Origin of the sequence: Variovorax sp. ZS18.2.2 (assembly GCF_024701975.1) — a bacterium.
GTDB lineage: Bacteria > Pseudomonadota > Gammaproteobacteria > Burkholderiales > Burkholderiaceae_C > Variovorax.
The window spans coordinates 184,589-208,768 of record NZ_JANLNM010000003.1 but is presented as its reverse complement, the minus strand read 5'-3'; the positions used below and the strand labels follow the sequence as shown (position 1 = coordinate 208,768).

Genomic DNA, 24,180 nt, shown 5'->3' with positions numbered 1-24,180 from the left:
GTTGCCCACGCGTTAGCAAGACGCGCTAGGTCGACCAGATCCGGGGCGTGGCCTCAGGCAACTGCCATAACTCCGCGCGCCAAGCCAGCCAGACCTGCCGCAACAGCTGCATCGCAGGCTCCACCATAGGCGCCAGTACACGCAGCACAACGACCTCCGCATGCGGACTGGTCGCACCAGCGCTACCGAACAGCTCGTGTGCTTCAAGCAACCTGCGCGCATGCCCCAGCAGCGCTTCGCGCCTCGCCCGCGTCGCCGGCGATCCCGACACGAAGAACAGCGATGCAATGCACCGATGCCCACCAAAGCCCAGCGGACTTTCCAGCAACCGCTGATCCGCCGCATCGATACGCCCCCGCTCCAGCCACACCCCTGGCACTTCGATGTGCTGCAAATAGGTACCCCGCTCGAACGGCTGGTTCGCGTTCGGCAAGCCGAGCGCGGTCACGTCCCATCCGATCATCTCCGCGCCCGGTTCGACTTCGATCGACAGCCGGTTCTCAGCCTGGCATCCGCTGTAGCAAATGGCTTCCAACGGCAGCCATTCGAGCCGCGCGCCCTTGGCGAGCCGGATGCGCGTGCGCTGCAACGCGAGTTCGCCTTCGGAGCGATAGAAGCGCGAAGCACCCGGCGTCGTGATCAGCCCGTGGCTGCCATCCGCGCCTTCGATGTCGATGTCGAGCGTGTCCCCCCCGACCAGCCCACCCGGCGGATGCACCAGCACGTTGTGGCAGATCGCATCGCCTTCGGGGTACAGGCTCTGCAGGATGCGCAGCGGCCCGTCGTGACGGAAACGGGCGACGGTGCGGTCGGCTTCTTTTTTGTAGTCGAGGTGGAGATGGGCGTGCCAGGGCATGCGCCGAGTCTATCCAGCGATGCCGCCGGTCTCAGACCTTCCAGGCGCCGTCGTGCGCTGCCGCCGACTCGTCCAAGAGCGCCGGCCCGATGCATTCGATCGGATGCGGCGACGCGCGGAACACGTCGCGGCATGACAGCTCCGCATCGCGCTGGTCCTGCCTCTCGCCGCGGAACACGCGCAGGCGTTCGGCGTCGATGCCGAACACCACGCGGCCGATGTTCGACCAGAAGATGGCGCCTGCGCACATCACGCAGGGTTCGCCCGAGGCATAGAGGGTGGCGCCCGCGAGCGCTTCGCGCGGGATGCCGCGGCCGGCCAGCGCGCGTATCGCATTCGTCTCGGCGTGGCCGGTGCAGTCGCCCGTCTCGCCCGTGTTGTTGTAGGCCTCGGCCAGCACCTCGCCGTCGGCGGAGACGATGACCGATCCGAAGGGCCGGTTGCCACGGCGGCGCGCGAGGTGCGACCAGCCGATGGCCTTGCGCAGATACCGCCCGTCACGCTCGTCGAGCGTTGTTTCTTCGGGGAGCGAGGTGGTGTTGTTTGTGTTGCTGAAATTCATGCCTTGGTGGGAATCATGCGTTCGTTATGCGATGGGAGCATCGAGGTGTTGAAGATGGCGTCGGCCGCGGGCTTGACCTTGAGTCCGAAGACATCGGCCACCTCGTCGACCTGTTGCTCCAGCGTGAGCTTCCGGATGTCGCCGAGGCCGTGGCTGCGCGTGTCCGCCGCGCCCACATACTGCGCCGTGACGCCCCAGCGTTCAAGCTCGATCTTCTCGTCGAGGATGGGCTCGCGCTGGCGCATGGCCGCGATGCTCGGCGCGGGGTTGGCAAAGGTCTCCACGATGGCGCGGTTGGTCGCACGCAGGAAGGCAGCGACCAGCTTCGGGTTCTGCGCGATGAGGTTGCTGCTCGCGAGGATTGCGTTGCCGTAGAGGTTGACGCCCGCATCCGCGTACTTCAGCACCGAGAGCTCCTCGGGCTTCATGCGCGCGAAGAGCGAGATCGCCGAGTCGTGAAAGTAGGTGGCGGCATCGACGTCGCCGCGCACCATCACGTTGTCGCGTGCGCTGAAGTCGGTGGTCTGCCACTGGAACGCATCGGCGCGCATGCCCTGCTTGCGCGCCACCATCGGCCAGGCGCGGCGGGTCGATTCGACGGCCGCCGCCGCCACCTTCTTGCCCTGCAGGCTCTTGAACTCGCCAGTCACGCCGCGGTCCTTGCGGCCGATGATCACGAAGGGCGCACGGTTGTAGTACTGGTACACGGCCTGCACCATCGGTGTGCCGGGATTCTGGGCGTTGAATTCGACCAGTGAGCTGATGTCGCCCAGGCCCATCTGGTAGACGCCGCTCGCGATGCGCGTGATCGAGGCGACCGAGCCGGCGCCGGTGTCGATGGTCACGTCGAGACCTTCATCTTTGTAGTAGCCCTTGGTTTGCGCGAGGAAGTACGGCGCGGTCTGGCCGTTGATGCGGAAGTCGAGCGTGAACTTGATCGGGGTGAGCTTGTTGCCGCCCTGGGCCAGGACAGAAGGAGCGGCAAGGGCGGCGGCGCTGGCCGCAAGAAAGGATCGGCGTTGCATGGTGGGGCCTCGAAATCTTTGGGTCTTGAAATCCCCTGCAGGAAAGCAGAAGGCGCTTCAAGAGCAATTTCCGGGCGGCGCACCTGGGTGGTGCGTGCGCTGCTGAACGCTTCTACTCTTGCGATGGCTGATGCACGACGCATGCCAAGGGATTTCTCTCGGGCTTTGCGGCCGGGGGCTTGGCGCACCGCCCGGGCTGCGCGCACAATCCGGGCGCGCAATTTGCAAGGCGAGTTGCGCAGAGTAGAAGCGTTCAGCCGCGCGATGCCCCACGCATCCAGGCAGGAAATTGCTCTTTCAGGTTCGTTCGTACCCACGCGCAACAACAGAAGGAGTCCACGCATGCTCGTCACCCAACAACCCGTCTTCCGCAAGTTCTGGCATGCCGTCATGCCGCTCACCGAACTGGCCGATGGCCCGAAGCCTTTCAGGCTGCTGGGCGAAGACATCGTTCTTTTTCTCGATGCCGACGGCGAGCCTGCGGCGTTGCGCGACCGTTGCTGCCATCGCACCGCGAAGCTCTCGAAGGGCTGGTGCGTCGATGGCGAAGGCAAGGCCTGCGGGCAGGGCGCGATCCAGTGCGGCTACCACGGCTGGACTTACGACCGCAGCGGGCAGGTCATCCGTATTCCGCAGTACGAGGCCGACCGCAGGATCTCGCCCGAGTACCGCACGACCGCATACCGCTGCACCGCGCGCTACGGCTACGCGTGGGTGGCGCTCGAGGAGCCCATCGCCGACATCCCTGAAATTCCGGAGTTCACCGACCCGGGCTATCGCACGATCTTCCAGTTCTACGAGGAGTGGCAGACCAGCCCGATGCGCGCGCTCGAAAATTCATTCGACAACTCGCACTTCAGCTTCGTGCACCGCGCCACCTTCGGCGTGGCCGCCAGCCCGAAGCCGAGCAAGTACGAGCTGGTGGAAAACGAATCGGGCTTCTACGCCGAGACGGTCATCGAGGCGACCAACCCGGCCAAGTTCCACGCGATCAGCGGCGTGACCGATGCGATCACCACGCGCCACATGCGCAACGCCTACTTCCTGCCGTTCTCGCGCCGGCTCGACATCGAGTACCCGAGCGGCGTGCGCCACATCATCATCAACTGCTTCACGCCCATCGACGACGGGCGCATGCAGCTGTGCCAATGGCTCTTTCGCAACGACACCGAAGCCGACTGCGCGGCGCAGATGTTGATCGACTTCGACGCGGAGATCACGCGCGAGGACAAGGACATCCTCGAATCGACCGACCCCGATGCGCTGGTCGACACGCGGCGGCGCGGCGTCGAGTATTCGATGGAGTCGGACAGGCCCGGCATGCTGATCCGCAAGCACCTGATGCAGTTGCTTGCGAAGCATGGCGAGGCGGAGGTCTATCGCGGCATGAACAGCGCGACGATTCCCATCGCCAAGGCGGCCTGAGTGCCCGCTCTGTCAGGCCGGTGCTGTGGCGGGGTTCGGGTGCGAGCCGCGCGACGGCGCCTGCTCGTAGCGGTCCATGCCGAGCCCGTCGGTGCGGATGTCCGGCTGCTGGCCCATCACCATGTCCGAGATCAGCTTGCCCGAGCCGCAGGCCATGGTCCAGCCGAGCGTGCCGTGGCCGGTGTTGAGGAACAGGTTCGCGTAGCGCGTGGCGCCGACGATGGGCGTGCTGTCGGGTGTCATCGGGCGCAAGCCCGTCCAGAAGGTCGCGCTCGGCAGGTCGCCGCCCGGGAACAGGTCGCTCACCACTTTCTCGAGCGTGGCGCGGCGTGCCGGGTTCAGCCGCAGGTCGAAGCCGCCGAGCTCGGCCATGCCGCCGACGCGGATGCGGTTGTCGAAGCGGGTGACTGCGACCTTGTAGGTCTCGTCGAGCACCGTCGATTGCGGCGCGAGCGATTCGTCGAGCAGCGGTACGGTGAGCGAGTAGCCCTTGACGGGGTACACGGGAATGTCGAGGCCCAGCGAGGCGATGGCGGCGCGCGAGTAGCTGCCGAAGGCCATCACGTAGCGGTCGGCCGTGAGGATCTTGCCGGTGGTGGTGCGCACGCCGGTGATGCGGCCGCCGTCGGTTTCCAGGCCGTCGATGGCCTGGCCGAAACGGAAGTCCACGCCCAGGCCGCGCGCGATGTCGGCGAGGCCGCGGGTGAAGAGGTGGCAGTCGCCGGTCTCGTCGTTGGGCAGGCGCAGGCCGCCGGTGAGGCGGTCGCGCGCGCCGGCCAGCGCGGGCTCGATGCCGGCGAGAGCATCGCGGTCGAGCAGCTCGTAGGGCACGCCGCATTCCTCGAGCACCGCGATGTCGCGCTGCACCGCGTCGAGCTGCGCCTGCGTGCGAAAGAGTTGCAGCGTGCCGCCGGTGCGGTGCTCGTACGCGAGGCCCGTGTCGGCGCGCAGTTGCTGCAGGCAGCCGCGGCTGTATTCGGCCACGCGCATCATGCGTTCCTTGTTGACCGCGTAGCGCTCGGGCGAGCAGTTGCGCAGCATCGCGGCCATCCAGCGCAGCTGGAACAGCGTGCCGTCGGGGCGGATCGACAGCGGCGCGTGCTTCTTGAACATCCACTTGATCGCCTTCAGCGGAATGCCCGGCGCGGCCCACGGCGTGGAGTAGCCCGGTGACACCTGCCCGGCGTTGCCGAAGCTGGTTTCTTCAGCCGGACCGGACTGCCGGTCGAGCAGTGTCACGTCGGCGCCGGAGCGCGCGAGGTAGTAAGCCGTGGTGGTGCCGATCACGCCGCCGCCCAGAATGATGACTTTCATGGTGTATCTGCTGATTCGTATGGAATCCATGGAATCTAAAGTGCACAATGCAGTGGATTCCATTGTTTTTCAGTGTTTGGCGGTGAAATTCACTGCCGAAAATCATCCAATGCAAGCTGCGAAGTGAAATGCCGGAACTCGACCGAATCGACCGCAAGATCCTCGACCTGTTGCAGCGCCAGGGCCGTGTCTCGATGACCGAACTGGCCGAGCACATCGGCCTTTCCGCCTCGCCCTGCGCCGAGCGCGTCAAGCGCATGGAGCGCGATGGCGTCATCACCGGCTACCACGCGCGCGTGTCGCCCGAGGCGCTGGGCAAGACGCTCCTGGTGTTCGTGGAGATCAAGCTCTCGGCCAAGTCGGGCGATGTGTTCGACAAGGTCAGGCAGGAGCTGCTGCACATGCCCGAGGTGCTCGAATGCCATCTGGTCTCGGGCAGCTTCGACTACCTCGTGAAGGCGCGTCTGAGCGGCATGAGCGAATACCGCCACCTGCTCGGCGACATCCTCAAGAAGTTGCCGGTGGCGGCCGAATCGCACAGCTATGTGGTGATGGAAGAGATCAAGGAAACGCTGGTGCTCGCCGTCGACCGTTGAGCGCCGCGGCTACCATTTCGCCGGCATGCAAGACGACAACACTCCGACGATCACCATCCGACCCTGGCGCCTCGACGACTTCGATGCGGTCAAGGCCATCCTCGACGACACCTTCGCGGGCACGTGGCTGCCGCAGCTCACGCCGGAGGCTCTGGCGGTCTATCGCGAGAGCGGCGAGCCCGTCGGCTACATCGACGAGATGGGGCCCGCGTTCTTCGTCGCGGAGATCGACGGCGAGGTGGTCGGCATGGTCCATTGGGAACACGACTTCGTCCACGCGCTGCACGTGCCTGCAACGCACCAGCGCAAGGGCATCGCGCGTGCGCTCATGGCCTTTGCCGAAGACGGCATGCGGGCCAGCGGCGTCGAACTTGTGCGGCTCGAAACCGACACCTTCAACACGCAGAGCCAGGGCTTCTATCTCGCGCTCGGCTACCGCGAGGCCGACCGTTATCCCGATCTCGAATGGCACAGCGGCTTCACGACCATCCTGTACGTGAAGCCGCTCGCGCGCTGAACTCTTTTTCTTCATCCACCAAGGAACCGGCATGAGCATCACGATCCGCCGCGACGGCACCACCGGCACGCGCCACATCCTCAAGATCCGTAACCACGAGATCCCGGTCGATGCCTCGCCGGCCGGCGGCGGCAGCGATGCCGGTCCCGAGCCGCACGACCTGTATGACGCATCGCTCGCGGCCTGCAAGGCGCTCACGGTGCTGATCTACGCGCGCCGCAAGAGCATTCCGGTGGAAGACATCGAGGTGGTGATCGATCGCGACGACAGCGAGGAGCGCAAGGGCGTCTACCGTCTCAAGTCGGGCCTGCGCCTGACCGGCGACCTGACCGAGGCCCAGCGCGACGAACTGCTGCGCGTGGCAGGCAAGTGCCCGGTGCACAAGCTCATGACCGAGGTGAAGACCGAGATCGAAACCGGCTGGGCCTGATCGTTCATTCCCAGAGTACCGCCTGTCCGCCTTGCTGCCAGGCCTCGGCCAGCGGCATGTAGCGCGCCTCGATCACGCTGCGGCGGATCTTGAGCGTGGGCGTGAGCAGGCCGTTCTCGATGCTCCAGGGTTCGCGCACGACGATCAGGCAGCTCAGCCGCTCGTGCTCTTCGAGCGCGGCGTTGGTGGTGTCCATCAACTGGTGCAGCTCGCGCTTCACCGATTCGCGATCTTCCGCTTGCCCCTGCGGCGACAGCATCACCAGCGCAAAGGGCCGCGGCAGCCCGAGGCCCGCGACGCACACCGTGTCCACCAGCGGGTGGTTGCCCAGGGCGTTCTCGATCGGCACCGGCGCCACGTAGCGGCCCTTGCCGGTCTTGAACATGTCCTTCACCCGGCCAATGATGCGCAGGTACCCGTCGGCGTCGATCACGCCCTGGTCGCCGGTGCGCAGGAACCCGTCGGGCGGCAGCGTCTCTGCGGTGGCCTCGGGCATCTTGTAGTAGCCCAGCATCTGGCCCGGGCCGCGCACCTGGATCTCGCTGTCGTCACCGATGCGGCACTCCACGCCCGGTTCGGGCAGGCCAACCGTGCCGATGCGCACCTTGCCCGGTGGATTGATGTGCGAGATGGCGAAGTTCTCGCTCATGCCGTAGCCCTCGAGCAGATCGAGCCCGAGGCTGCGATACCAGACCAGCACCTCGGGCGAGAGCGGTGCCGAGCCGCTGAACGCCACGCGCACCTGATCGAGCCCGAGCGCGACGAGGATCTTGCGGCGCAGCCGCGCCGACACCACCGGCAACGCGAACGCCAGCTTCTGCAGCCACGGCGGAATCTTCTCGCTCACGCCCTGGCGAAAGCGCACCCACAGCCGCGGCACCGAGAAGAAGAGCGTGGGCCGCGCGCGGCGCAGGTCCTGCTGAAAGGTCTCCAGGTTGTTCGCGAAGAAGACGTGGCAGCCGAAGTACAGCGAGGTCGCCTCGAGCAGCGAGCGCTCCGCCGCATGCGCGAGCGGCAGGTACGACAGCATGCGGTCTTCGGGCGTGACGGCGAACAGCGCGGCCGATACCCCGGCGATGTCGATCATGCTGCCGTAGCTGTGCATCACGCCCTTGGGGAGACCGGTGCTGCCCGAGGTGTAGAGGATGGTCGCGAGCGCGTCGCGCGGGGGCAGGGCGATGTCGGTGAGTGGCGCGTGCATGGTGAGCAGGTCGTTCCATTGCATCACCGGGTTGTCGTGCGGCAGCGGCGACATCGGCAGGCCGATCACTTGCAGCCCGATCGGCAGCGCGTGCTGCAGTTCGGTCCAGTTGTCGGTGGTGCCGTCCATCTTGCCGAGGAACAGGAGGCGCGATTCGCTGTGCTCGAACACATAGCGCGCATTGGCCGCGCTGAGCGTGTAGTACAGCGGAATCGTCACGTGGCCCGCCATCCAGATCGCGAGGTCGGCCATGAGCCAGTGCGCGCTGTTGCGGCCCAGGAGCGCGATGTGGCTGCGCGGCGGCAGCGCGAGGGTCTGCAGGTAGCGCGCGATGCGGCGCGCCTCGTCGGCCACCTGGCGCCATGTGTAGTCGACCGTGTTGCCGTCGGCGAGCGGCTGCGTCAGGTACACCGTGTCGGGCATGGTGCGCTCCCAATGCAGCAGGCGGTGCAGCAGGGTGTCTGTCGAGGTCGTCATGGGCGCGTAGTCCTTGTATCGGAGCAACCATAAGATACATACAGTCCGGACTGTATGTTAGCGTCGACGTCCAATGAGCCCGGTCGAAAATGACGAGGGATTTCCCGGGTACCCTCTGCCGCTCCTGATGAAAACCGCCAAACCGCTTCCCCCATCCGAGACCGTCGCGCCCCCGCCGCCATCGCCGGTACAGGCCCGTCGTACCCAGGCCGAGCGCAGCAGCGCCATGCGCGAGCGCCTGATGGCCGCCGCCATCGAAAGCCTCTCGCAGGATGGCTATGCCGGCAGCACGCTCAGCAGCATCGTGCGGCGTGCGGGTGTCTCGCGCGGCGCGCAGGTGCATCACTACCCGAACAAGCAGGCACTGATGTTCGACGTGGTGGACGACCTGCTGCGCCGTGTCTATGGCGAACTCGGCCGCACGATGCTGTCGATCGCCGACGAAGACGACCGGCTCGACGCGCTGGTCTCGATGCTGTGGAAGGGCATCTACTCGACGCCGATCTTCAGCGCCTACCTCGAACTGCAGGTGACGGCGCAGCGCGACCCGGCGCTCTCGAAAGCATTGGGTGTGATGTGGCAGCGGACCCGCGCGCTGTTCGATCCGGCCATCGAGCATTACTTCGCGCCGCGAGCCGGTGTGGAACCGCAGGTGCTGAAGACCTCGTTCTACCAGCTGACCCATCTGATGACGGGGCTCGTCGCGCGGGGGCAGGACGTGGACCCGGGCGCGTTGGTGGAACAGTTGGCGCTGTGGAAGCGCCAGGCGCGGACATTGATGCGTGCGCGCAAGGTGCAGGCCGCGCCGCCGCGCCCGCCGCAGTGGGGCCAGGGGGAAGACGCCTGATCGCGGCACTCTTCAGTGCATGGCCCGGTACACGCGCACAGCGCGGACCAACTTCTTGTTCGTAGGAGCGATGGCTCTCGCTGCCTCTGCCACGGACTTGAAATAGACTGCCGGCACATTTTGTCGCGCCGGCGCATCGTGCCACGGTAATTTCCGCAGCGCGCGTCGAGCCAAAGCAATCAGGGAGAAGCGCGTGAAGCCGTGGAACGAACGCCATGATCCGGTGCTGGGAGAGTCGTCGCCCGATGGCGCTTCCGCTGCTTCCGCCACCTTCCTGCAGGACCGTCGCGACGAGGATCTCCGTGCCCCGGCATGGCTCTGGGGTGCCGCAGCCATCGTCTTCGTTGCCTATGCCACGTTGAGTCTGATGGTGGCGAACGCGCAGAACGCGTCCGCCACCACACAGGCAGGCGTACTGATCGGCGCGTTCTTCTGGCCATTGCTGGTGGTCGGCGTTACCTGCCTGTGGGAAGAGCGGCGCAATCCGCGTGCCCGCGTCAAGACGTTCCTCGTGACCTGCCTGGTGTTCCTGGTGATCGCCGGTATCACGTTTCTGAGCGTGCGTGGCTATGGGCTTCATCGCTGGAGCAGGTCGTCGTTCTCGGCGGCGGATTTCAAGGCGCAGGCTGTTCGTTGCCTGCGAGAGCGGGACCTGGCCTGTGCCGAATCGAATTGGACCGACTATGTGCGGCTTCGTCCCGACGAGAGCTACGGCATCGTGAATCTGGGCATCGTGCTGAACCAGCAGGACAAGCATGCGGAGGCCGTGGCCCAGTTCGCCAAGGCCTTGAGCCTGGGTGAGGGTGCCTACGATCTGTTCGCGTACTACGCTGACAGCCTGGCCAAGCTGGGCCGGACCGACGAGGCCATCGAATGGTCCTACAAGGCGCTGTCGGTGGTTCCCACGTTGGTCGACGTGCGCAGCAAGCTCGCCAAGCTGCTGGTAGGCGCCGGGCGGCACTACGAAGCGCTCTCGGCGCTGCAGGCCTTCGATTCGCAACGGGTATCGCGCGGGCAATCGCCGTACTTCGAGGCACAACGCATCGCGATCGAATCCGTCATCGATGCCGGTGGAGCGTCGAACGGGCCCGCGGAACGAGAGGCCTTGCGACTCCCCGCCTTCGGCGGTCACTTCTTCGCACCGGTGACGCTTGGCGCGGGCAAGCCGGCACCGTACATGGTGGACACCGGTGCGAGCCGGACGACGATGAGCGATGCGGTCCTGCGCGATTCGAAGGCGAGCTTCAAAGTTGTCGCCACCAATGTCCAGATACAGACCGCGGATGGCCGCAAGGTGCCCGCCCGGACCGTCGTGATCGAGTCGATGAAGCTCGGCCGCTTCGAGCTCAGGAACGTGAGCGCCGTCACCTGCAGTGACTGCGCGGCGCTGCTCGGCCAGTCAACCCTGTCGCAGTTCGACATGCAGTCGTCGAGGGTGCAGGGTGTCGAGTTCCTGACGCTGGTGCCGCGCGGTCGGCAATGAACGGCGGCTAGACGTCGGCTTTCTCGTGGACCCGGGGGCGCTGGTGGAACAGTTGGTGCTGTGGAAGCGCCAGGGCCGGACGCTGATGCGCGCGCGGAAGGTGCGGGCCGCATCGCCGCGTTCGCCGCAATGGGGCCAGGGGAAGACGCCTGATCGGCGTCCTCTTCAGCGCACCACCCGGTACGCGCGCACCGCGCGAACCAGCGCCCACAGCCCCGCTTCTGCCGGCACGTTCTTCTCGTTGAACGACACGGCGATGTACAGGTCGTCGGCCGGCACGTAGGCCACCACCGTGGTGAAGCCCTCGATGCCGCCGCTGTGCCCGAGCATCAGGCCCGGCCCGTCGGGCACGTCATAGAGCTGTACGCCCATGCCATAGGAAGAATTGCCGCCGGCGTACGGACCGAGCATCGCGGGCATGCGGGTGAACATGCGATGCACCGTGTCGTCTGGCAGCACCTTGCCCGAGAGGAGGGCTTGCCAGAAGCGCACGAGATCGCCCGCGGTCGACGCCAGCGCACCGGCCGCGTAGGGCGTGGCGTACTGGTCCGGCGCCTCCACCGGCCGGCCCGCCGCGTGGCCTGTTGCCACCGGCAGTTCGACGCCGGGCTTGCGCATGACGGTGTGCGTGAGCGACAGCGGCCGCAACAGGCGCTTGGCCAGCACGTCGGCCAGCGGCATGCCTTCGGTCTTCTCGACGATCACGCCCAGCATCGCGTAGCCGGTGTTGGTGTAGCTCCAGCTTGTGCCGGGGCAGAACTGCGGCGGCTGCGAGGTGCCGAGCGCGATGATGTCGGCCGGCGCGCGGTACGCCGTGCCGAGCGACTGCAATGCATTGAAGCTCACGAGGCCGTTGGTGTGCCGCAGCAACTGCTCGATGGTGATGAGTCGCGCATTCGGCGCATCGGGAAACCACTTGTCGATGGTGTCTTCGAGTCTCAGGCGCTTTTCTTCGATGAGTTGAAGGACCACCACGGCGGTGAAGGTCTTGCTGGTGCTGGCCACCTGGAAGGGTTGGTCCGCGAAGACCGGCGTGGGCGGCTCCTTGCGCGCCAGTCCGCGCGTGGCGGACCAGAAGCCCTCGGCGGGAATGGCGACCGCGACGCTCGCGGCGGGCACGTGCGAGAGCATCTTGTCGAGCGCGCCATCGAGCGCGGCCCGGAGGTCGGCCGGCAACTCGCCATCGATGGGGCGATGGAAGTCTTTCTGCCACACGGCCTCGGGTGCCGAACGCATCGGCGGACCCGCATAGATGGGCGAGGCCGTGCACGCCGACTGGGCATGCGCGATGCCAAGAGGGAGTGCTGAGAGTGATGCCGCGAGCAGGGCGGCCGCCGAGATCTTCAGCAAAGACATTCGATCCTTTCCGTTCGCACCGCTACTTCGATCCTTCCGCCTGCTTGCGCGCCGCCTCCACGCGCTTCGCATAACGGTCGCCCCAATCGGCCAGCGGCCCGAGCGCCGCATTGAGCGTGGCGCCCAGTTTTGTCTCGGAGTATTCGACGCGCGGCGGAACTTCGTGGAAGGCCTCGCGGTTGACGAGGCCGTCGGTTTCCAGCTCGCGCAGTTGCTGGATCAGCATCTTCTCGCTGATGTCGGGCAGCAATCGCTTCAGCTCGCCAAAGCGGCGCGGCTGCACATGCAGTTCCCACAGGATGACGGCCTTCCATTTGCCGCCGATGACTTCGAATGCGGGCCCGATGCCGCAGTTGTAGGGCTTCTTTGCCTTCATGTGCCGATCCAATACCTACGTTTTGGTAAGTACCTGACTTTATGGTAGGTACTTGACCGTTTGCAAGTGAAATTCCTACGATGCACCCGTCATCACAAACTTGCAACATCTGCATTGGAATCGCCATGAGCAACAAGGAAGTTTCGGTTCTCGGCCTGGGTTCGATGGGCATCACCATCGCGCGGCTTTATCTCGAGCAGGGCTACAAGGTCACGGTGTGGAACCGCACGGTGAACAAGGCCGACGCGCTGGTCGCGCAGGGCGCGGTGCTCGCGCGCAGCGCGGCCGAGGCGATGCGTGCCGCCAAGGTCGCGGTGATGTGCGTCTACGACTACCGCGCCGCCGAAGCCATCCTCGCGATGGAGGGCGTTGCGGCCGCGATGGACGGCCGCCTGCTGGTTCAACTCACAACCGGCAGCCCCAGCGACGCACGCGATGCCGAACAGTGGGCACACCGGCACGGCGCCACCTACCTCGAGGGCGCCATCCAGGCCGCACCGGACCAGATGGGCCAGCCCGACACGCCGATCCTCATGTCGGGCGCGCAAGCCGTGTTCCGCGAGGCCGAACCGCTGTTGAAGGTGCTGGGCGGCGGCACCGTGTACCTGGGCGAGAAGGCCAGCGCCGCGGCGGCGATGGACCTTGCGACGCTCTCCACCATCTACGGCACGCTGCTCGGATTCATGCATGGCGCGCGCATCGCCGAACACGAAGGCTTCGACGTGGCCGAGTACGGCCGCATCGTCGCGGGGATCATGCCGACCTTTGCCGGTTTCCTTCAGCACGAAGGCACCGTGATCCAGTCGGGCGATTTCAAGATCTCGCAGAGCCCGATGCGCATCTCGGTCGAGGCGACGCAGCGCATCCTGCAGACGGCGCAGGAGGCCGGCATCAACACCGAGTTCCCGGCCTTCGCCGCGGGCCTCTTCAAGCGCGCGGACGCGGCGGGGCTCGGCGGGGAAGAGGTTGCGGCGCTGATCAAGCTGTTGCGCTGACCCGGCGTGCCGCACTTCATGCCCACGTCATGAAGCGGATGGCGCGCAGCACATCGGCTTCGCGCTCCATGAGGAAGTCGCCGTGGGAGCAGTTGTCGAGCGTCACGTGGTGCGGGGTCTTCAGCGCTGCCACGAGCCGATTCGCGTCGGTGATGCGTGCGCGGCGATAGATGCGAAGGAAGTCGGCGGCATCCTTGCCGGTTTTCGCATCGAGCGGCATCTCGAGCCATGGCATCAGGTCGCGGTTGTCGGCGAACAGCGCGGTGATCACCAGCGAGGGCGTGCGCACCTGCGTGTAGTCGGGCGAGAACTTGTGGGCTGCAGTGTCCATGGCGGTCTCGAGGCTCTCCGGCGTGTTGGGACGCACGCTGCCATCGGACTGCACGTCGAGCGCGTCGCGCAGGTTCGCTTCGAGCGGTGGCCACCAGCCCTTGAATTTCCGCCGCTGGAATGCGATGGCCGTCTGCATCGACTGGTTGTCCGCGGGCGTCACGACAGGTTCGGCCAACGCCTTGTTCGTGGGCAGTTCCTCGCCGCCGGTATCGCCGTCCACCGTGTAGTCGAACGAGGTGTCCAAGTAGACCAGCCCTTGTACCCGTTCCGGAAACCGGCCCGCAAAGCGCGTGAGCTCGTTGCCGGCGATCGAGTGACCGGCCAGCACCACGCGCTGCAACCCCAGGTCGTCGAGCACCGCTTTCAGGTCGGCAGTGAGATCGTCCACCTCGTAATGCTGCGTGGCGCTCTTCACGGGCAACGGCTTGCCGGAGAGGCCGTAGCCGCGCCGGCTGATCGCCACCACGCGCGAAAAATCATTCGTCAATGCAGGTGCGAGGCTGTCGAAGTAGCGCGCGTTGCCGCCGAGTCCGGCCAGCAGCACGATGACGGGGCCCGCAGTGCCGGGCTTCTGCCAGTCGCGCACCTGCAGCGACACGTCGGGCCCTGTCGAGACCTTCACGCGGCGCTCGGCGGCAGAGGCAACGGGAGGACCCACGCCGATCCCGCTGGGTGAGTTGCCGCCACCTCCGCAGGCCGCAAGAGCCAGCGCCGGTGGCAGGGCGGCCATGGCACGAAGCACGTGCCTTCGCCGGGGTTGAAACCAAACGGGGCGGGTCAGCGAGGAAGGAGGGCTGTTCACGTCGATGTGCTTTCTGGATGGGAGCGCTCCAGTGTGGTTTTCGCACCTGAAGAGTCCCTTCGCCCTTCATGAAGATTTCCTGAAGTCCCCACGCGGGGCGTGGCAGATACTTCGCCCATTCCGACCAATGGGCGACTCCGCCCTGCACATCCCATGAACCTTCTGCTTGTTGAGGACGACCTCGATCTCGGCAACGGCGTGCGCATCGCGTTGGTCAATCAAGGCATGGACGTGGTGTGGGTCCGCCGCCTCGACGACGCCCTGCGCACCCTCGACGGCGGCACCTTCGACATGGTGCTGCTCGACCTGGGCCTGCCCGATGGCGACGGGCTCGATCTGCTGTTCCGCCTGCGCCGAGACCGGCAGATCCTGCCAGTGCTGGTGCTGAGCGCGCGCGATGCGCTCAACGACCGTCTGCGGAGCCTCGACGACGGCGCGGACGATTACCTCGTCAAGCCCTTCGCGCTGGCCGAGCTGCTGTCGCGCGTGCGGGCACTGGCGCGCCGCAGTTACGGCTTCAACGACGAGACCATCCGCATGCGCGGCCTCGCGCTGCACGAGCCGACGCGCGGCGTGATCGTCGACGGCGAGCCGGTCGAGTTGTCGCGCTGCGAGTTCGACCTGCTCGCGCTGCTGCTCAAGCGCACCGGCCGCGTGGTCACGCGCCGCGTGATGGAAGAGCAGGTGCTGCCCGGCGGTCAGGCCAACGGCAGCAACTCGCTCGAGGTGCACATCTCCAACCTGCGCAAGAAGATCGGGCAGGGCTACATCCGCACGGTGCGCGGCATCGGCTACGTGATCGACGTGCAGTCGCTGGTGCGGAGCACGACCAAATGATGCAGGCCCTGGCGCTGCGCTGGAAGAAATGGAAGCAGCCCTCCCTGATGCGGCGCCTGCTGCTCGCGCAGATGGTCGTGGTGGCGCTGTTGTGGACCATGGCCATCGCGCTCCTGCTCTACGACTCCTACGAAGACCCCGAGCTGTTGAAGTACCAGAAGATCTTCCACGCCATCACGACGATTGCGGAGAACCTGGCCGACCGGCCCGACCGCCAGCAGGAGACGCTGGCCGCCTTCGACCAGGTGCTGGTCGAAGCCTCGGGCGATGGCGATGCCGCCTCGGACACGGCTGCCGTGCTGCAGGTCTGGCAGAAGGACCGGCTGATCTACCGCTCCACCGCTGGCGTGCCCGTCATCCTCAACACGGTGCTCAACCGCATCGAGACCGTGGAGGCGGGAGGCCGTGCATGGCGTGCGCGCACGCACGTCTCTGCCAATTCCGACACGCGCGTGATGTTGGCCGAGCCGAGCGTCTGGCGGCTCACTGTCACCATGGCGTACCGGGGCTACTACCTGCTGCCGCTGGTCATCAGCCTGCCGTTCCTGATCTTCCCGGCGTGGCTCTCGATGCGCGTCGCGCTGCGCCCCTGGCGGCAGGTGACCAAGGAAACCTCCGAGCGCGGACCGGCCGACATGACGCCGCTGTCGTACACGCCGCCGCACAAGGAATTGCAGCCGCTGGTGCAGAGCATCAACAGCCTCTTGCAGCGCGTGCGCGACAGCACCTCGCGCGAGCGCAGCCTGATCGCCGATGCGGCCCACGAGCTGCGAACGCCGCTCGCGGCCATGCGCGTGAACGTCGAAGCGTTGAAGGAGCAGAGCACCGACGAAGGCCAGCGCGAACTCATGGGCAACCTCTTGCGCAGCAACGACCGTGCCGCGCGGCTGGTGGGGCAACTGCTGCAGCTCATGCGCAGCGATGCGGTGCTGCATGGCGACCTGCCGGTCATGCTGTCGCTCGATGCACTGGTGCAGGACCGGCTGGCCATGATCGAAGGCCTTGCCAGTGCCCGGGGCGTGGAGCTGGAACTCGAATGCGCGGGCAGCGTGCCGGTGCTGGGCGAGCGCGAAAGCCTGGTCTCGATGATCGACAACCTGATCAACAACGCCATCAAGTACAGCCCGGCGAACGGAACGGTCCTGGTGAAGGTGGCCAGTGAGGGTGACCGGGCGGTGCTGACCGTGGCCGACCAGGGCCCCGGCATTCCGCCCGCGTTGCGCGAGCGGGTGTTCGACCGGTTCTTCCGCAACCCCGACCAGACGCAAAGCGGCAGCGGGCTGGGCCTGGCCATCGTCAAGTCGGTGGTGGACCGGCACAGCGGCGAAGTGGTGCTCGCGGAGGCCGAGGGCGGCGGGCTGCTGGCCACGGTGCGGCTGCCGCTGGCAGCGGCCGAGGCGCCCCAGCCCATGCTCAGCCTCTGAAACCTCCCTCCGGACACGGCCAAAGGGCCTGGTCAGGTCCATTTTGGGGCGGAGATTTACAATGCCCGGCTACCCCCGGCGCCGTCTACAGGACACTTTCAACAATGAAGTGGGTCATTCTTGCAATCTTCGCGCTCAGCGCGCTCTACGTTCACTTCCGCGGGCAGGTCCGGCATCGTTTCTTCAGACAGCTCTCTGATCACTCGACCTTCCTCGCGCCGCTGAACGTCTTCATGTACCTTTTCTCGAAGGTGCCCGGTACGCCGTACCTGTCGCCCGCGCAGTTCCCCGAGATGCGCGTGCTCGAGGAGAACTGGGAAGTCATCCGCGAAGAGGCGCTGGCCATGCGCAACGGCGGCAGCATCAAGGCCTCGAGCCAGTTCAACGACGTGGGCTTCAACTCCTTCTTCAAGAGCGGCTGGAAGCGCTTCTACCTCAAGTGGTACGACGAGGCACATCCCTCGGCCGCCGTCCTGTGCCCGCGCACGACCGAACTGCTCAAAGGCATCGGCACCATCAAGGCGGCCATGTTCGCCGAGTTGCCACCCGGCAGCCGCCTCGTGCGCCACCGCGACCCCTTCGCCGGTTCGCTGCGCTACCACCTGGGCCTGTGGACGCCGGGTGTCGAAGGCTGCTACATCGACGTGGACGGCCAGCGCTACCACTGGCGCGACGGCGAGGCCGTGGTGTTCGACGAGACCTTCATCCACTATGCCGAGAACACGACTGATCACGACCGCGTGATCCTGTTCTGCGACATCGAGCGCCCGCTGAAGTACCGCTGGGCCAGCGCGGTGAACCGCTGGTTCGCGAAGAACCTGCTGGCTGCTGCGAGCTCGCCCAACGATGCGGGCGACAAGACCGGCGGCATCAACCGCGCGTTCAAGTACATCTACCAGATCCGCGTGATCGGCAAGCGCCTGAAGGCCTGGGACAAGCGGGCTTACTACCTCGTGAAGTGGTCCATCTTCGGCGGCCTGGCCCTCTGGATCTTCTGGTAGCCAAGCCGCATTCTTTGAAGGGCCGGGCCGCCTGACCGTGCGGCTCAGGCTTCGGCCAGCACCAGCCGTTCGCGCTTTGTGCGTGCCCAGCTGACGAGCACCGCGAGCAGCGTGCCGCCGATCACATCGAGCAGCACGTGCTGCCGCGTCGCCAGCGTCGAGTAGACGATGCCGAAGGCCCACAACAGGTTCACCCATTGCGTCCACCAGGGCGCGCCCACGCTGCGCAGCTGACGACCCAACAGCACGGCCGTGAACACCGCAAAGGCCACATGCAGCGAAGGAAAGGCGTTGCCGCCCACGTCGGTCGCCTTGAGGAACTGCAGCGCCGGGTACTGCGACCAGTCGACCGCGAACACCGGCACCGTGGTCGGAAAGAACCAGAACACCGCGAGGCCGATGGCCGCCATGGCCGCGGCGCCCCGCGCGCAGGCCCACAGCTCGGCCTTGTCCTTCGCGAAGGCCGGCGCCAGCGAGATGTAGAACCACAGCGAGCCGTACAGCAGCATCGCGTCGTCGCTCACGCCCACCCAATGGTCGACCGGTGTGAGCGGCATCACCGTCGGCGTCGACGGCGGGTTGTGCATCACCCAGAAGTACAGGAAGAAGAACCCCGAGATGCCGAGCGTGGTGCCGATCATCTTCACGATCCAGAGCGTCGCGAACCGCTGTCCCAGCGCCAGATACCAGGGCACGGAAGGAAGGGATGCGGGGCTCGGGCGGGATGTCATCACCGATGCGGCTTTCGGGAGGGGGAGCGCCACAGCTTATGCAACTGCATTGCGCGAACATTGCGCTGCCCCGCATGGGGCCTCTCCTAGAATGTCCCGCCCACCCGTTCGCACCGCCCATCCCTCATGAGAATCCTGCTCGTCGAAGACGAAACCGATCTGGCGCAGGCGCTTGCGTCGGCCCTGCGTCAGAACCAGGCGGTGGTCGATGTGGCGAGCTCCTTGCGCGAAGCCGAAGAGGCCGCGCTCGGCGCGCAGCACGACGTGATCGTGCTCGACCGCGGCCTGCCCGACGGCGACGGCCTCTCGCTCGTGGCGTTCCTGCGGCAGAACGACATCGCCGCCGCCGTGCTTGTGCTCACCGCCATGTCCGATGTGGCCGAGCGCGTGCTAAGCCTCGATGGCGGCGCCGACGACTACCTCGCCAAGCCCTTCTCGATGGACGAGCTCATGGCGCGCATACGCGCACTGGCGCGCCGCCCCGCAGTGCGCGCGAGCCTCGTCATGGCGCTCGGGCAACTGCGCTTCGAGCACCACACGCGACAGGTCCATGTGGGCGAGGTCTGCCTCACGCTCCCGCGGCGCGAACTGCTGGTGCTCGAAGCCCTGCTCGAGCACCGCGGCCGCACGGTGCAGCGCGAAGCACTGCAGGACCGCGTTTACGGCCACAAGGACGACATCCAGTCCAACGCGCTCGACACGCATGTCTCGCGCCTGCGCTCCAAGCTCGACAAGGCCGGCGCGCGGGTCGAGATCCATGCGATTCGCGGCGTGGGCTACCTCATCTGCGCGGTGTCGACGGCATGAGCTTGTTCTCGCTGCGCTGGCGCCTGATCTGGAGCCTGATCCTGCTGCAGGTGGTGGTCGGCTCGCTGGTGTTGAGCGGCTTCATCGGGCTGGCCTGGGCGCTCGGGCGCGTGAGCGATGAAAACGGCCAGGAGACGGTGGCGGTGATCGGGCGTGCGATGGTGCGCGGTGCCGATGGCCGGCTGGCCATCGAGCCGACACGGGAGTTGCGCGGCCTGCAGCAAGCCGACCCGCCGCTCTGGTTCATTGCGCGCGACGGTCGCGGCTCGGAGGTGCGCGGCGGCGAGGTGCCGCCCGTCTACGCAGCGCTCATGAATGCGTTCGGCGATGTGGAGCGCATGGCCATCGATCCGGAGAACGACAACACCCGGCCCAAGGCCCGCTTCGAGCGCGTCGAGACTCGCGCGGGCCCAATCGCCGTGATGGCGCAGACCGGCGGCCCGCTGACGATGAAGAACACGCTCAAGGGAACTGGCATCGCGTTCCTGTGGCTGGTGGCGCCGATGGCGCTGCTGACCAGCCTGGGCGTGATCCTGGCCACACCCTTCGTGGTGAAGCGCGGGCTGAGGGGCGTGATCGCCACCGCGGAGCATGCCGAGGGCATCGACGTGCACGAGCGCACCACGCGGCTGCCGCTGGTCAACGTGGCGAGCGAGATCCGCCCGCTGGTCAATGCCGTCAACCGCGCCTTCGACCGGCTCAACGAAGGTTACGACCGGCAGGAGCGCTTTTTGGCCGATGCCGCGCACGAACTGCGCACGCCGATCACCACGTTGCAGATCCACCTCGAGGGCCTGCCGAACGATCCGCTCAAGGTGAAGCTGATGCAGGCATCGGCGCGGCTGGCCACGCTGGCCGAGCAGTTGCTCGACCTGCAGCGGCTCGACCACCTCGTGCCGCAGGAGCAGCAGGTGGACCTGAAGGCGTTGTGCGAGCGCGTGGCGGCCGACATCGCGCCGCTGGCGATCCAGAACCGCTGCACGCTCTCGGTCGATGCACCGCAGGCGCTGACGGTGCGCGGCGATGCGCCGTCGCTCGAGCGCGCGCTCACCAACCTGATCCAGAACGCCATCGAGCATGGCGGGCAGGGCTGCGACATCGAGGTCCGGCTGTGCGAGCCCTCATGCATCGAGGTGCTGGACTCGGGGCCCGGGATTCCCGAGGCGGACCGCGAGCGCGTGGTGGCGCCGTTTCACCGGCTCGTGCCGCGTGGGCGGGGTGCGGGGCTGGGGCTTCATCTCGTGGCCGAAGTCGCGCGTTTGCATCGCGGGCAACTGACCATCGGGTCGAGCGAATCGGGCGGCGCGAAGATGCGGCTGGAGCTGAACCTCGACGCGTGAAAACCCCGTCGCCATGAACGCCATCGACCGGCTGCCCGACCCCACGAACCTTGCGAGCGCGCAAGCGTTGATCGCGCGCGTGCAGGCGGTGCTCGATGCCCAGGGGCTCGCCATGCGGGCACCGCCGCCCGAGCCCACCACCTGCTGCGGACGCGGCTGCAACGGCTGCGTGTGGGAGGGCTGGCTCGCCGCGGTGAACTACTGGCGCGACGAGGCTTCGCTGCTGCTGGCCTAGCGCTGGCCTAGCGCGCTTCCCAGAACCCGCGGTGCGTGGCGATCATTTCCTCGGCCACCTCTGGCACCGGCCCGATCACCTCGACCTCTTTCTGCCCGCGCGCGAACACTTCGCGGCAAGGCAGGCTCAGCGTCGGGTTCTCGGGGTGGTCGCCCGTGAGCGCGAGCAGCGCGGATTCTTCCGCGCCGTAGACCACGCGCCCGATGTTCGCCCAGTAGCTCGTGCCCGCGCACATCGCGCAGGGCTCGAAGGTGGTCACCAGCGTGCATTGCCACAGGTAGTCGGCCGGCCAGTTCTGTGCGGCGTGGCGCGCCAGCGTGGCCTCGGCGTGATTCACCGTGTCGATGTTGCCCTGCTCGGCGAGGATGGTCTCGCCGTCGGGCGCGACGAGCACCGCGCCGAAGGGATGGCGGCCCATCGCCATCGCGCGGCGGGCCACTTCGTCGGCGCGCCGCAGCGCGCGAAGGATCTGGTCGTGGGTCATGCCTCGATTATTGGTTCTGTGAACCGCGGTGCGCCCAACCGGTTGTGTGCTTCTCGATCACGCTGAAGAGTTCGTACATCAGCATCGCCATCGCGCCCACCACCATCAGGCCCGCGAAGGCCAGGCCCATCTGCATGGCCGAGCCGGCGGAGATCAGCAGGTAGCCGATGCCCTCGTTGGCGGCAGTCATCTCGCTCACCGTGGTGCCGACGAAGGCCAGCGTGATCGCCACCTTCAGCGAGCCGAAGAAGTAGGGCATGGAGCGCGGCAGGCCGATCTTCATGAGCACGTCCCAGCGCTTGGCGCCGAGCACGCGCAGCACGTCTTCGAGCTCGGGCTCGAGCGTGGCAAGGCCGGTCGCGATGTTGACCATGATCGGGAAGAAGCTGATCAAGAAGGCCGTGAGAATCGCCGGCCCCGCGCCGATGCCGAACCACACCACGAGGATGGGCACGAACGCCGCCTTGGGCAGCGCGTTGAAGGCCGTCATGAGCGGATAGATCGCCGCATACGCGATGCGCGAACTGCCGATGACGAAGCCCATCAGCACCCCCACCACGATCGCGAGGCCGAAGCCCGCCATCGTGACCCAGAAGGTGCGCCACGCGTGGCCCGCGATGATTTCCTTGAACTCCCAGAACTGCGTCCAGATGCGCCAGGGGCTCGGGAAGATGAAGTCCGAGACCTCGAAGCCCGCGCAGATGATCTGCCACAGCAGGAGCACCGCGACCAGCAGCAGCCAGGGCGACCAGCGTTCGATTTGCTTGGTGTTCTTCATGGCGCCGCTCAATGAGAGACCGCGGCGGCCGTCTGCGCCGCGCTGATGCCGGTGTTCCGGATCGCGCCGATGTGCCCGCGCAGTTCCAGCACGATGTCGGTGAACTCCTTCGTGTAGGTGAGCTCGAGTTCGCGCGGACGCGGCAACTCGATCTCGCGCTTCACCACGAAACGGCCCGGGCTCTTGCTCATCACGTAGACCGTGTCGGCCAGGAACACCGACTCGCGCAGGTCGTGCGTCACCAGGATCACGTTGAACTGCTGCTCGGTCCAGAGGTCGCGCAGGATGCACCAGAGCTCCTCGCGCGTGAACGCGTCGAGCGCGCCGAAGGGCTCGTCGAGCAGCAGCATCTTGGGCTCGTGGATCAGCGCACGGCAGATGCTCGCGCGCTGCTGCATGCCGCCCGAGAGCTGCCACGGAAACTTGTCTTCGTAGCCCGCGAGGCCCACCTTCTGCAGCAGCTTGCGTGCGCGCTCGACGTATTCCTTGCGCTTGGCCTTGAAGTTCGAGCGGTAGGGCTCGACGATCTCCAGCGGCAGCAGCACGTTGTCGACCGTGGTGCGCCACGGCAGCAGCGAGGGCGCCTGGAAGGCCATGCCCGAGATCTTGAGCGGCCCGGTCACAGGTGCGCCGTCGATGCGGATCTTGCCCATCGACGGCATCTTGAGCCCCGTGGTGAGCTTCATGAAGGTCGACTTGCCGCAGCCCGAGGGGCCGACGATGGCGATGAATTCGCCGCGCTTGACCTTCAGGTCGATGGCCTCGACCGCGAAGTGGTTCTCGCGCAGCAACTCCTCGTTGTAGGCGAGCCAGACGTCCTGGAAGTCGACGAAGGGGGCGGCGTTGCTCGGTGCGCCTGCCATCACTTGCGCAGGATTCCGCTGAGTTCGGCGGCCGGTGGCAGCATGGCGGCCGTCCACACGGCATCGGGGCTCACGCGGGTCTTGGTGTTGAAGGCGTCGGACACCTGCGAGGCCATGAGCGACATGCGGCCCGCGTTGACGCCGCCGAAGCCCTCGGCGCGCGCATCGGCGCTGTTGATCACCGTGTCGATGGCCAGCTGCAGGCGGCGGGTTTCGAGCTTGCTGTCGATGATGCCGTCGCGCGCCTTCACCGATTCGATGCCCATCGCGGGGTTGGCGATGACTTCCTTGGCGCCCTTGGCGAAGGCCGAGAGGAATTTCTTCACCGCCGTCGGGTTTTCCTTGATGAGCTTGGGCGACGCGATGATCACGTTGCCGTAGAGCTTCACGCCGTAGTCGGGGTAGGGGAGGATCACTACGTCTGCCGCCTTGGCGCCGCGCGCCTCGAGGTTCAGCAGCGACGTGAAGGTGAAGCCGGTGATGGCGTCGATGTCGCCGCGCATCAGCATGGTCTCGCGCAGCGTCGGGTCCATGGCGGTCCAGTTGACCGCGCCGATGTTGTTGGCCTTGGCGAAGATCGGGAAGGCGCGGCGGCCCGCGTCGAACACCGGCGCGCCGAGTTTTTTGCCGGCCAGGTCCGAAGGCTTCGTGATGCCGCTCTTCTTGAGCGCCATGACCGAGGCCGGCGTGTTGTTGTAGACCATCATCACCGCGACCGGCTTGTTCGGGCTGTCGGGGTTGTTGGCGTGGAATTCCATCAGCGCCGCGAGGTCGGCAAAGCCCATCTCGTAGGCACCCGAAGCCACGCGCGTGACCGTGCCGCCCGAGCCATTGCCCGCGTCGATCGTCACGTCCAGGCCGGCCGCCTTGAAGTAGCCCTTGGCGGCGGGGTGCAGGAAGAGCGCCGCCGGTCCTTCGAAGCGCCAGTCGAGCTGGAACTTGATCGGCGTCGGGGCTTGGGCAAAGGCTGGTGTGAGGCCGAAGCTGAGGGCCGAGGCGGCGAGGAAGGACTGGAGCAGTAAGCGCTTGTTCATACGGGATCCGTGAAGGTGAATGCTTCGGCATTCAAGCAAAAACGGTGCCCG

Annotated in this window: 26 protein-coding genes; 13 read left to right on the top strand and 13 right to left on the bottom strand. The window is 66.5% G+C overall.

Annotation, left to right across the window (positions count from 1 at the left end):
• Positions 1–25: 25 nt before the first annotated feature.
• Genes NU688_RS14735 through NU688_RS14725 form a run of 3 tightly spaced genes read right to left on the bottom strand, consistent with a single transcriptional unit; the run spans position 26 to position 2,443 of the window.
• Positions 26–856 carry an urease accessory protein UreD gene (locus NU688_RS14735; protein ID WP_257861426.1) on the bottom strand — a complete coding sequence of 277 codons (831 nt, stop codon included), beginning with the start codon at positions 854–856 and terminating at the stop codon, positions 26–28.
• A 31-nt stretch (positions 857–887) separates the two neighbouring features.
• Positions 888–1,418, bottom strand: coding sequence for a nucleoside deaminase (locus NU688_RS14730; RefSeq protein ID WP_257861425.1), 531 nt, complete (start codon positions 1,416–1,418; stop codon positions 888–890).
• Entirely contained in the window at positions 1,415–2,443 is a 1,029-nt protein-coding gene (locus NU688_RS14725; protein WP_257861424.1) for an ABC transporter substrate-binding protein, read from the bottom strand. The genes NU688_RS14730 and NU688_RS14725 overlap by 4 nt, the downstream gene beginning before the upstream one ends.
• A 342-nt stretch (positions 2,444–2,785) precedes the next feature.
• On the opposite strand from NU688_RS14725, the gene NU688_RS14720 reads away from it, so the two are divergent.
• Positions 2,786–3,868 carry an aromatic ring-hydroxylating dioxygenase subunit alpha gene (locus NU688_RS14720; protein ID WP_257861423.1) on the top strand — a complete coding sequence of 361 codons (1,083 nt, stop codon included), beginning with the start codon at positions 2,786–2,788 and terminating at the stop codon, positions 3,866–3,868.
• A gap of 12 nt (positions 3,869–3,880) precedes the next feature.
• Here the strand turns inward: NU688_RS14720 and NU688_RS14715 are convergent, their stop codons facing one another.
• Entirely contained in the window at positions 3,881–5,182 is a 1,302-nt protein-coding gene (locus NU688_RS14715) for a D-amino acid dehydrogenase (protein WP_257861422.1), read from the bottom strand.
• Positions 5,183–5,310: 128 nt separating this feature from the next.
• Here NU688_RS14715 and NU688_RS14710 point away from each other — a divergent pair, with 128 nt between their 5' ends.
• From NU688_RS14710 to NU688_RS14700, 3 genes are read left to right on the top strand one after another with little or no spacing between them, the layout of a single operon-like run.
• Positions 5,311–5,778, top strand: a complete 468-nt coding sequence (locus tag NU688_RS14710) for a winged helix-turn-helix transcriptional regulator (protein ID WP_257861421.1) — start codon at positions 5,311–5,313, stop codon at positions 5,776–5,778.
• Between the two features lie 25 nt (positions 5,779–5,803).
• Positions 5,804–6,295, top strand: a complete 492-nt coding sequence (locus tag NU688_RS14705; protein WP_257861420.1) for a GNAT family N-acetyltransferase — start codon at positions 5,804–5,806, stop codon at positions 6,293–6,295.
• A gap of 31 nt (positions 6,296–6,326) precedes the next feature.
• The gene (locus tag NU688_RS14700; protein WP_257861419.1) at positions 6,327–6,725 is read left to right on the top strand and encodes an OsmC family protein; all 399 of its coding nucleotides are present in this window, start codon (positions 6,327–6,329) and stop codon (positions 6,723–6,725) included.
• Positions 6,726–6,729: 4 nt separating this feature from the next.
• On the opposite strand, the gene NU688_RS14695 is transcribed toward NU688_RS14700, so the two are convergent.
• On the bottom strand, positions 6,730–8,403 hold the full coding sequence (locus NU688_RS14695; protein WP_257861418.1) for an AMP-binding protein: 1,674 nt from the start codon (positions 8,401–8,403) through the stop codon (positions 6,730–6,732).
• 127 nt (positions 8,404–8,530) lie between these two features.
• Between NU688_RS14695 and NU688_RS14690 the strand changes: the two genes are divergently transcribed.
• Together NU688_RS14690 and NU688_RS14685 are read left to right on the top strand one after the other, a co-directional pair.
• Positions 8,531–9,250 carry a TetR/AcrR family transcriptional regulator gene (locus tag NU688_RS14690; RefSeq protein WP_257861417.1) on the top strand — a complete coding sequence of 240 codons (720 nt, stop codon included), beginning with the start codon at positions 8,531–8,533 and terminating at the stop codon, positions 9,248–9,250.
• Between the two features lie 193 nt (positions 9,251–9,443).
• Entirely contained in the window at positions 9,444–10,733 is a 1,290-nt protein-coding gene (locus NU688_RS14685; RefSeq protein ID WP_257861416.1) for a retroviral-like aspartic protease family protein, read from the top strand.
• 165 nt (positions 10,734–10,898) lie between these two features.
• On the opposite strand, the gene NU688_RS14680 is transcribed toward NU688_RS14685, so the two are convergent.
• Together NU688_RS14680 and NU688_RS14675 are read right to left on the bottom strand one after the other, a co-directional pair.
• Positions 10,899–12,089, bottom strand: coding sequence for a serine hydrolase (locus NU688_RS14680; RefSeq protein ID WP_257861415.1), 1,191 nt, complete (start codon positions 12,087–12,089; stop codon positions 10,899–10,901).
• A gap of 22 nt (positions 12,090–12,111) precedes the next feature.
• Complete coding sequence (locus NU688_RS14675) at positions 12,112–12,465, bottom strand: helix-turn-helix domain-containing protein (protein ID WP_257861414.1); 354 nt, start codon at positions 12,463–12,465, stop codon at positions 12,112–12,114.
• A gap of 125 nt (positions 12,466–12,590) precedes the next feature.
• Between NU688_RS14675 and NU688_RS14670 the strand changes: the two genes are divergently transcribed.
• Positions 12,591–13,460, top strand: coding sequence for an NAD(P)-dependent oxidoreductase (locus NU688_RS14670; protein WP_257861413.1), 870 nt, complete (start codon positions 12,591–12,593; stop codon positions 13,458–13,460).
• A gap of 16 nt (positions 13,461–13,476) precedes the next feature.
• On the opposite strand, the gene NU688_RS14665 is transcribed toward NU688_RS14670, so the two are convergent.
• Positions 13,477–14,523 (bottom strand): alpha/beta fold hydrolase, encoded by a 1,047-nt coding sequence (locus tag NU688_RS14665; RefSeq protein WP_257861412.1) that lies wholly within the window; start codon positions 14,521–14,523, stop codon positions 13,477–13,479.
• A 225-nt stretch (positions 14,524–14,748) separates the two neighbouring features.
• On the opposite strand from NU688_RS14665, the gene NU688_RS14660 reads away from it, so the two are divergent.
• The 3 genes from NU688_RS14660 to lpxO all read left to right on the top strand — a co-directional run bounded on the left by NU688_RS14660 (position 14,749) and on the right by lpxO (position 17,857).
• Positions 14,749–15,432: a response regulator gene (locus NU688_RS14660; RefSeq protein ID WP_257861410.1), complete on the top strand. Its 684-nt coding sequence runs from the start codon at positions 14,749–14,751 to the stop codon at positions 15,430–15,432.
• Positions 15,429–16,856: a HAMP domain-containing sensor histidine kinase gene (locus tag NU688_RS14655; protein ID WP_257861409.1), complete on the top strand. Its 1,428-nt coding sequence runs from the start codon at positions 15,429–15,431 to the stop codon at positions 16,854–16,856. Before NU688_RS14660 ends, NU688_RS14655 begins: the two co-directional genes overlap by 4 nt.
• Before the next feature lie 104 nt (positions 16,857–16,960).
• Positions 16,961–17,857, top strand: coding sequence for a lipid A hydroxylase LpxO (lpxO, locus tag NU688_RS14650; protein ID WP_257861408.1), 897 nt, complete (start codon positions 16,961–16,963; stop codon positions 17,855–17,857).
• A 44-nt stretch (positions 17,858–17,901) separates the two neighbouring features.
• On the opposite strand, the gene NU688_RS14645 is transcribed toward lpxO, so the two are convergent.
• Positions 17,902–18,588, bottom strand: coding sequence for a phosphatase PAP2 family protein (locus NU688_RS14645; RefSeq protein WP_257861407.1), 687 nt, complete (start codon positions 18,586–18,588; stop codon positions 17,902–17,904).
• Between the two features lie 126 nt (positions 18,589–18,714).
• Here NU688_RS14645 and NU688_RS14640 point away from each other — a divergent pair, with 126 nt between their 5' ends.
• From NU688_RS14640 to NU688_RS14630, 3 genes are read left to right on the top strand one after another with little or no spacing between them, the layout of a single operon-like run.
• A complete protein-coding gene (locus NU688_RS14640) occupies positions 18,715–19,395 on the top strand; it encodes a response regulator transcription factor (RefSeq protein ID WP_257861406.1) in 681 nt (226 codons plus the stop codon).
• On the top strand, positions 19,392–20,735 hold the full coding sequence (locus NU688_RS14635; RefSeq protein WP_257861404.1) for a HAMP domain-containing sensor histidine kinase: 1,344 nt from the start codon (positions 19,392–19,394) through the stop codon (positions 20,733–20,735). Before NU688_RS14640 ends, NU688_RS14635 begins: the two co-directional genes overlap by 4 nt.
• 13 nt (positions 20,736–20,748) lie before the next feature.
• A complete protein-coding gene (locus NU688_RS14630; RefSeq protein WP_257861403.1) occupies positions 20,749–20,970 on the top strand; it encodes an oxidoreductase-like domain-containing protein in 222 nt (73 codons plus the stop codon).
• 7 nt (positions 20,971–20,977) lie between these two features.
• Here NU688_RS14630 and NU688_RS14625 read toward each other — a convergent pair whose 3' ends face one another.
• Genes NU688_RS14625 through NU688_RS14610 form a run of 4 tightly spaced genes read right to left on the bottom strand, consistent with a single transcriptional unit; the run spans position 20,978 to position 24,129 of the window.
• Positions 20,978–21,454, bottom strand: coding sequence for a nucleoside deaminase (locus NU688_RS14625; protein ID WP_257861402.1), 477 nt, complete (start codon positions 21,452–21,454; stop codon positions 20,978–20,980).
• Positions 21,455–21,461: 7 nt separating this feature from the next.
• Positions 21,462–22,232 carry an ABC transporter permease gene (locus tag NU688_RS14620; protein WP_257861401.1) on the bottom strand — a complete coding sequence of 257 codons (771 nt, stop codon included), beginning with the start codon at positions 22,230–22,232 and terminating at the stop codon, positions 21,462–21,464.
• Between the two features lie 8 nt (positions 22,233–22,240).
• Entirely contained in the window at positions 22,241–23,095 is an 855-nt protein-coding gene (locus NU688_RS14615; protein WP_257861400.1) for an ABC transporter ATP-binding protein, read from the bottom strand.
• Positions 23,095–24,129 carry an ABC transporter substrate-binding protein gene (locus tag NU688_RS14610; protein ID WP_257861399.1) on the bottom strand — a complete coding sequence of 345 codons (1,035 nt, stop codon included), beginning with the start codon at positions 24,127–24,129 and terminating at the stop codon, positions 23,095–23,097. Before NU688_RS14610 ends, NU688_RS14615 begins: the two co-directional genes overlap by 1 nt.
• Positions 24,130–24,180 lie beyond the last annotated feature (51 nt).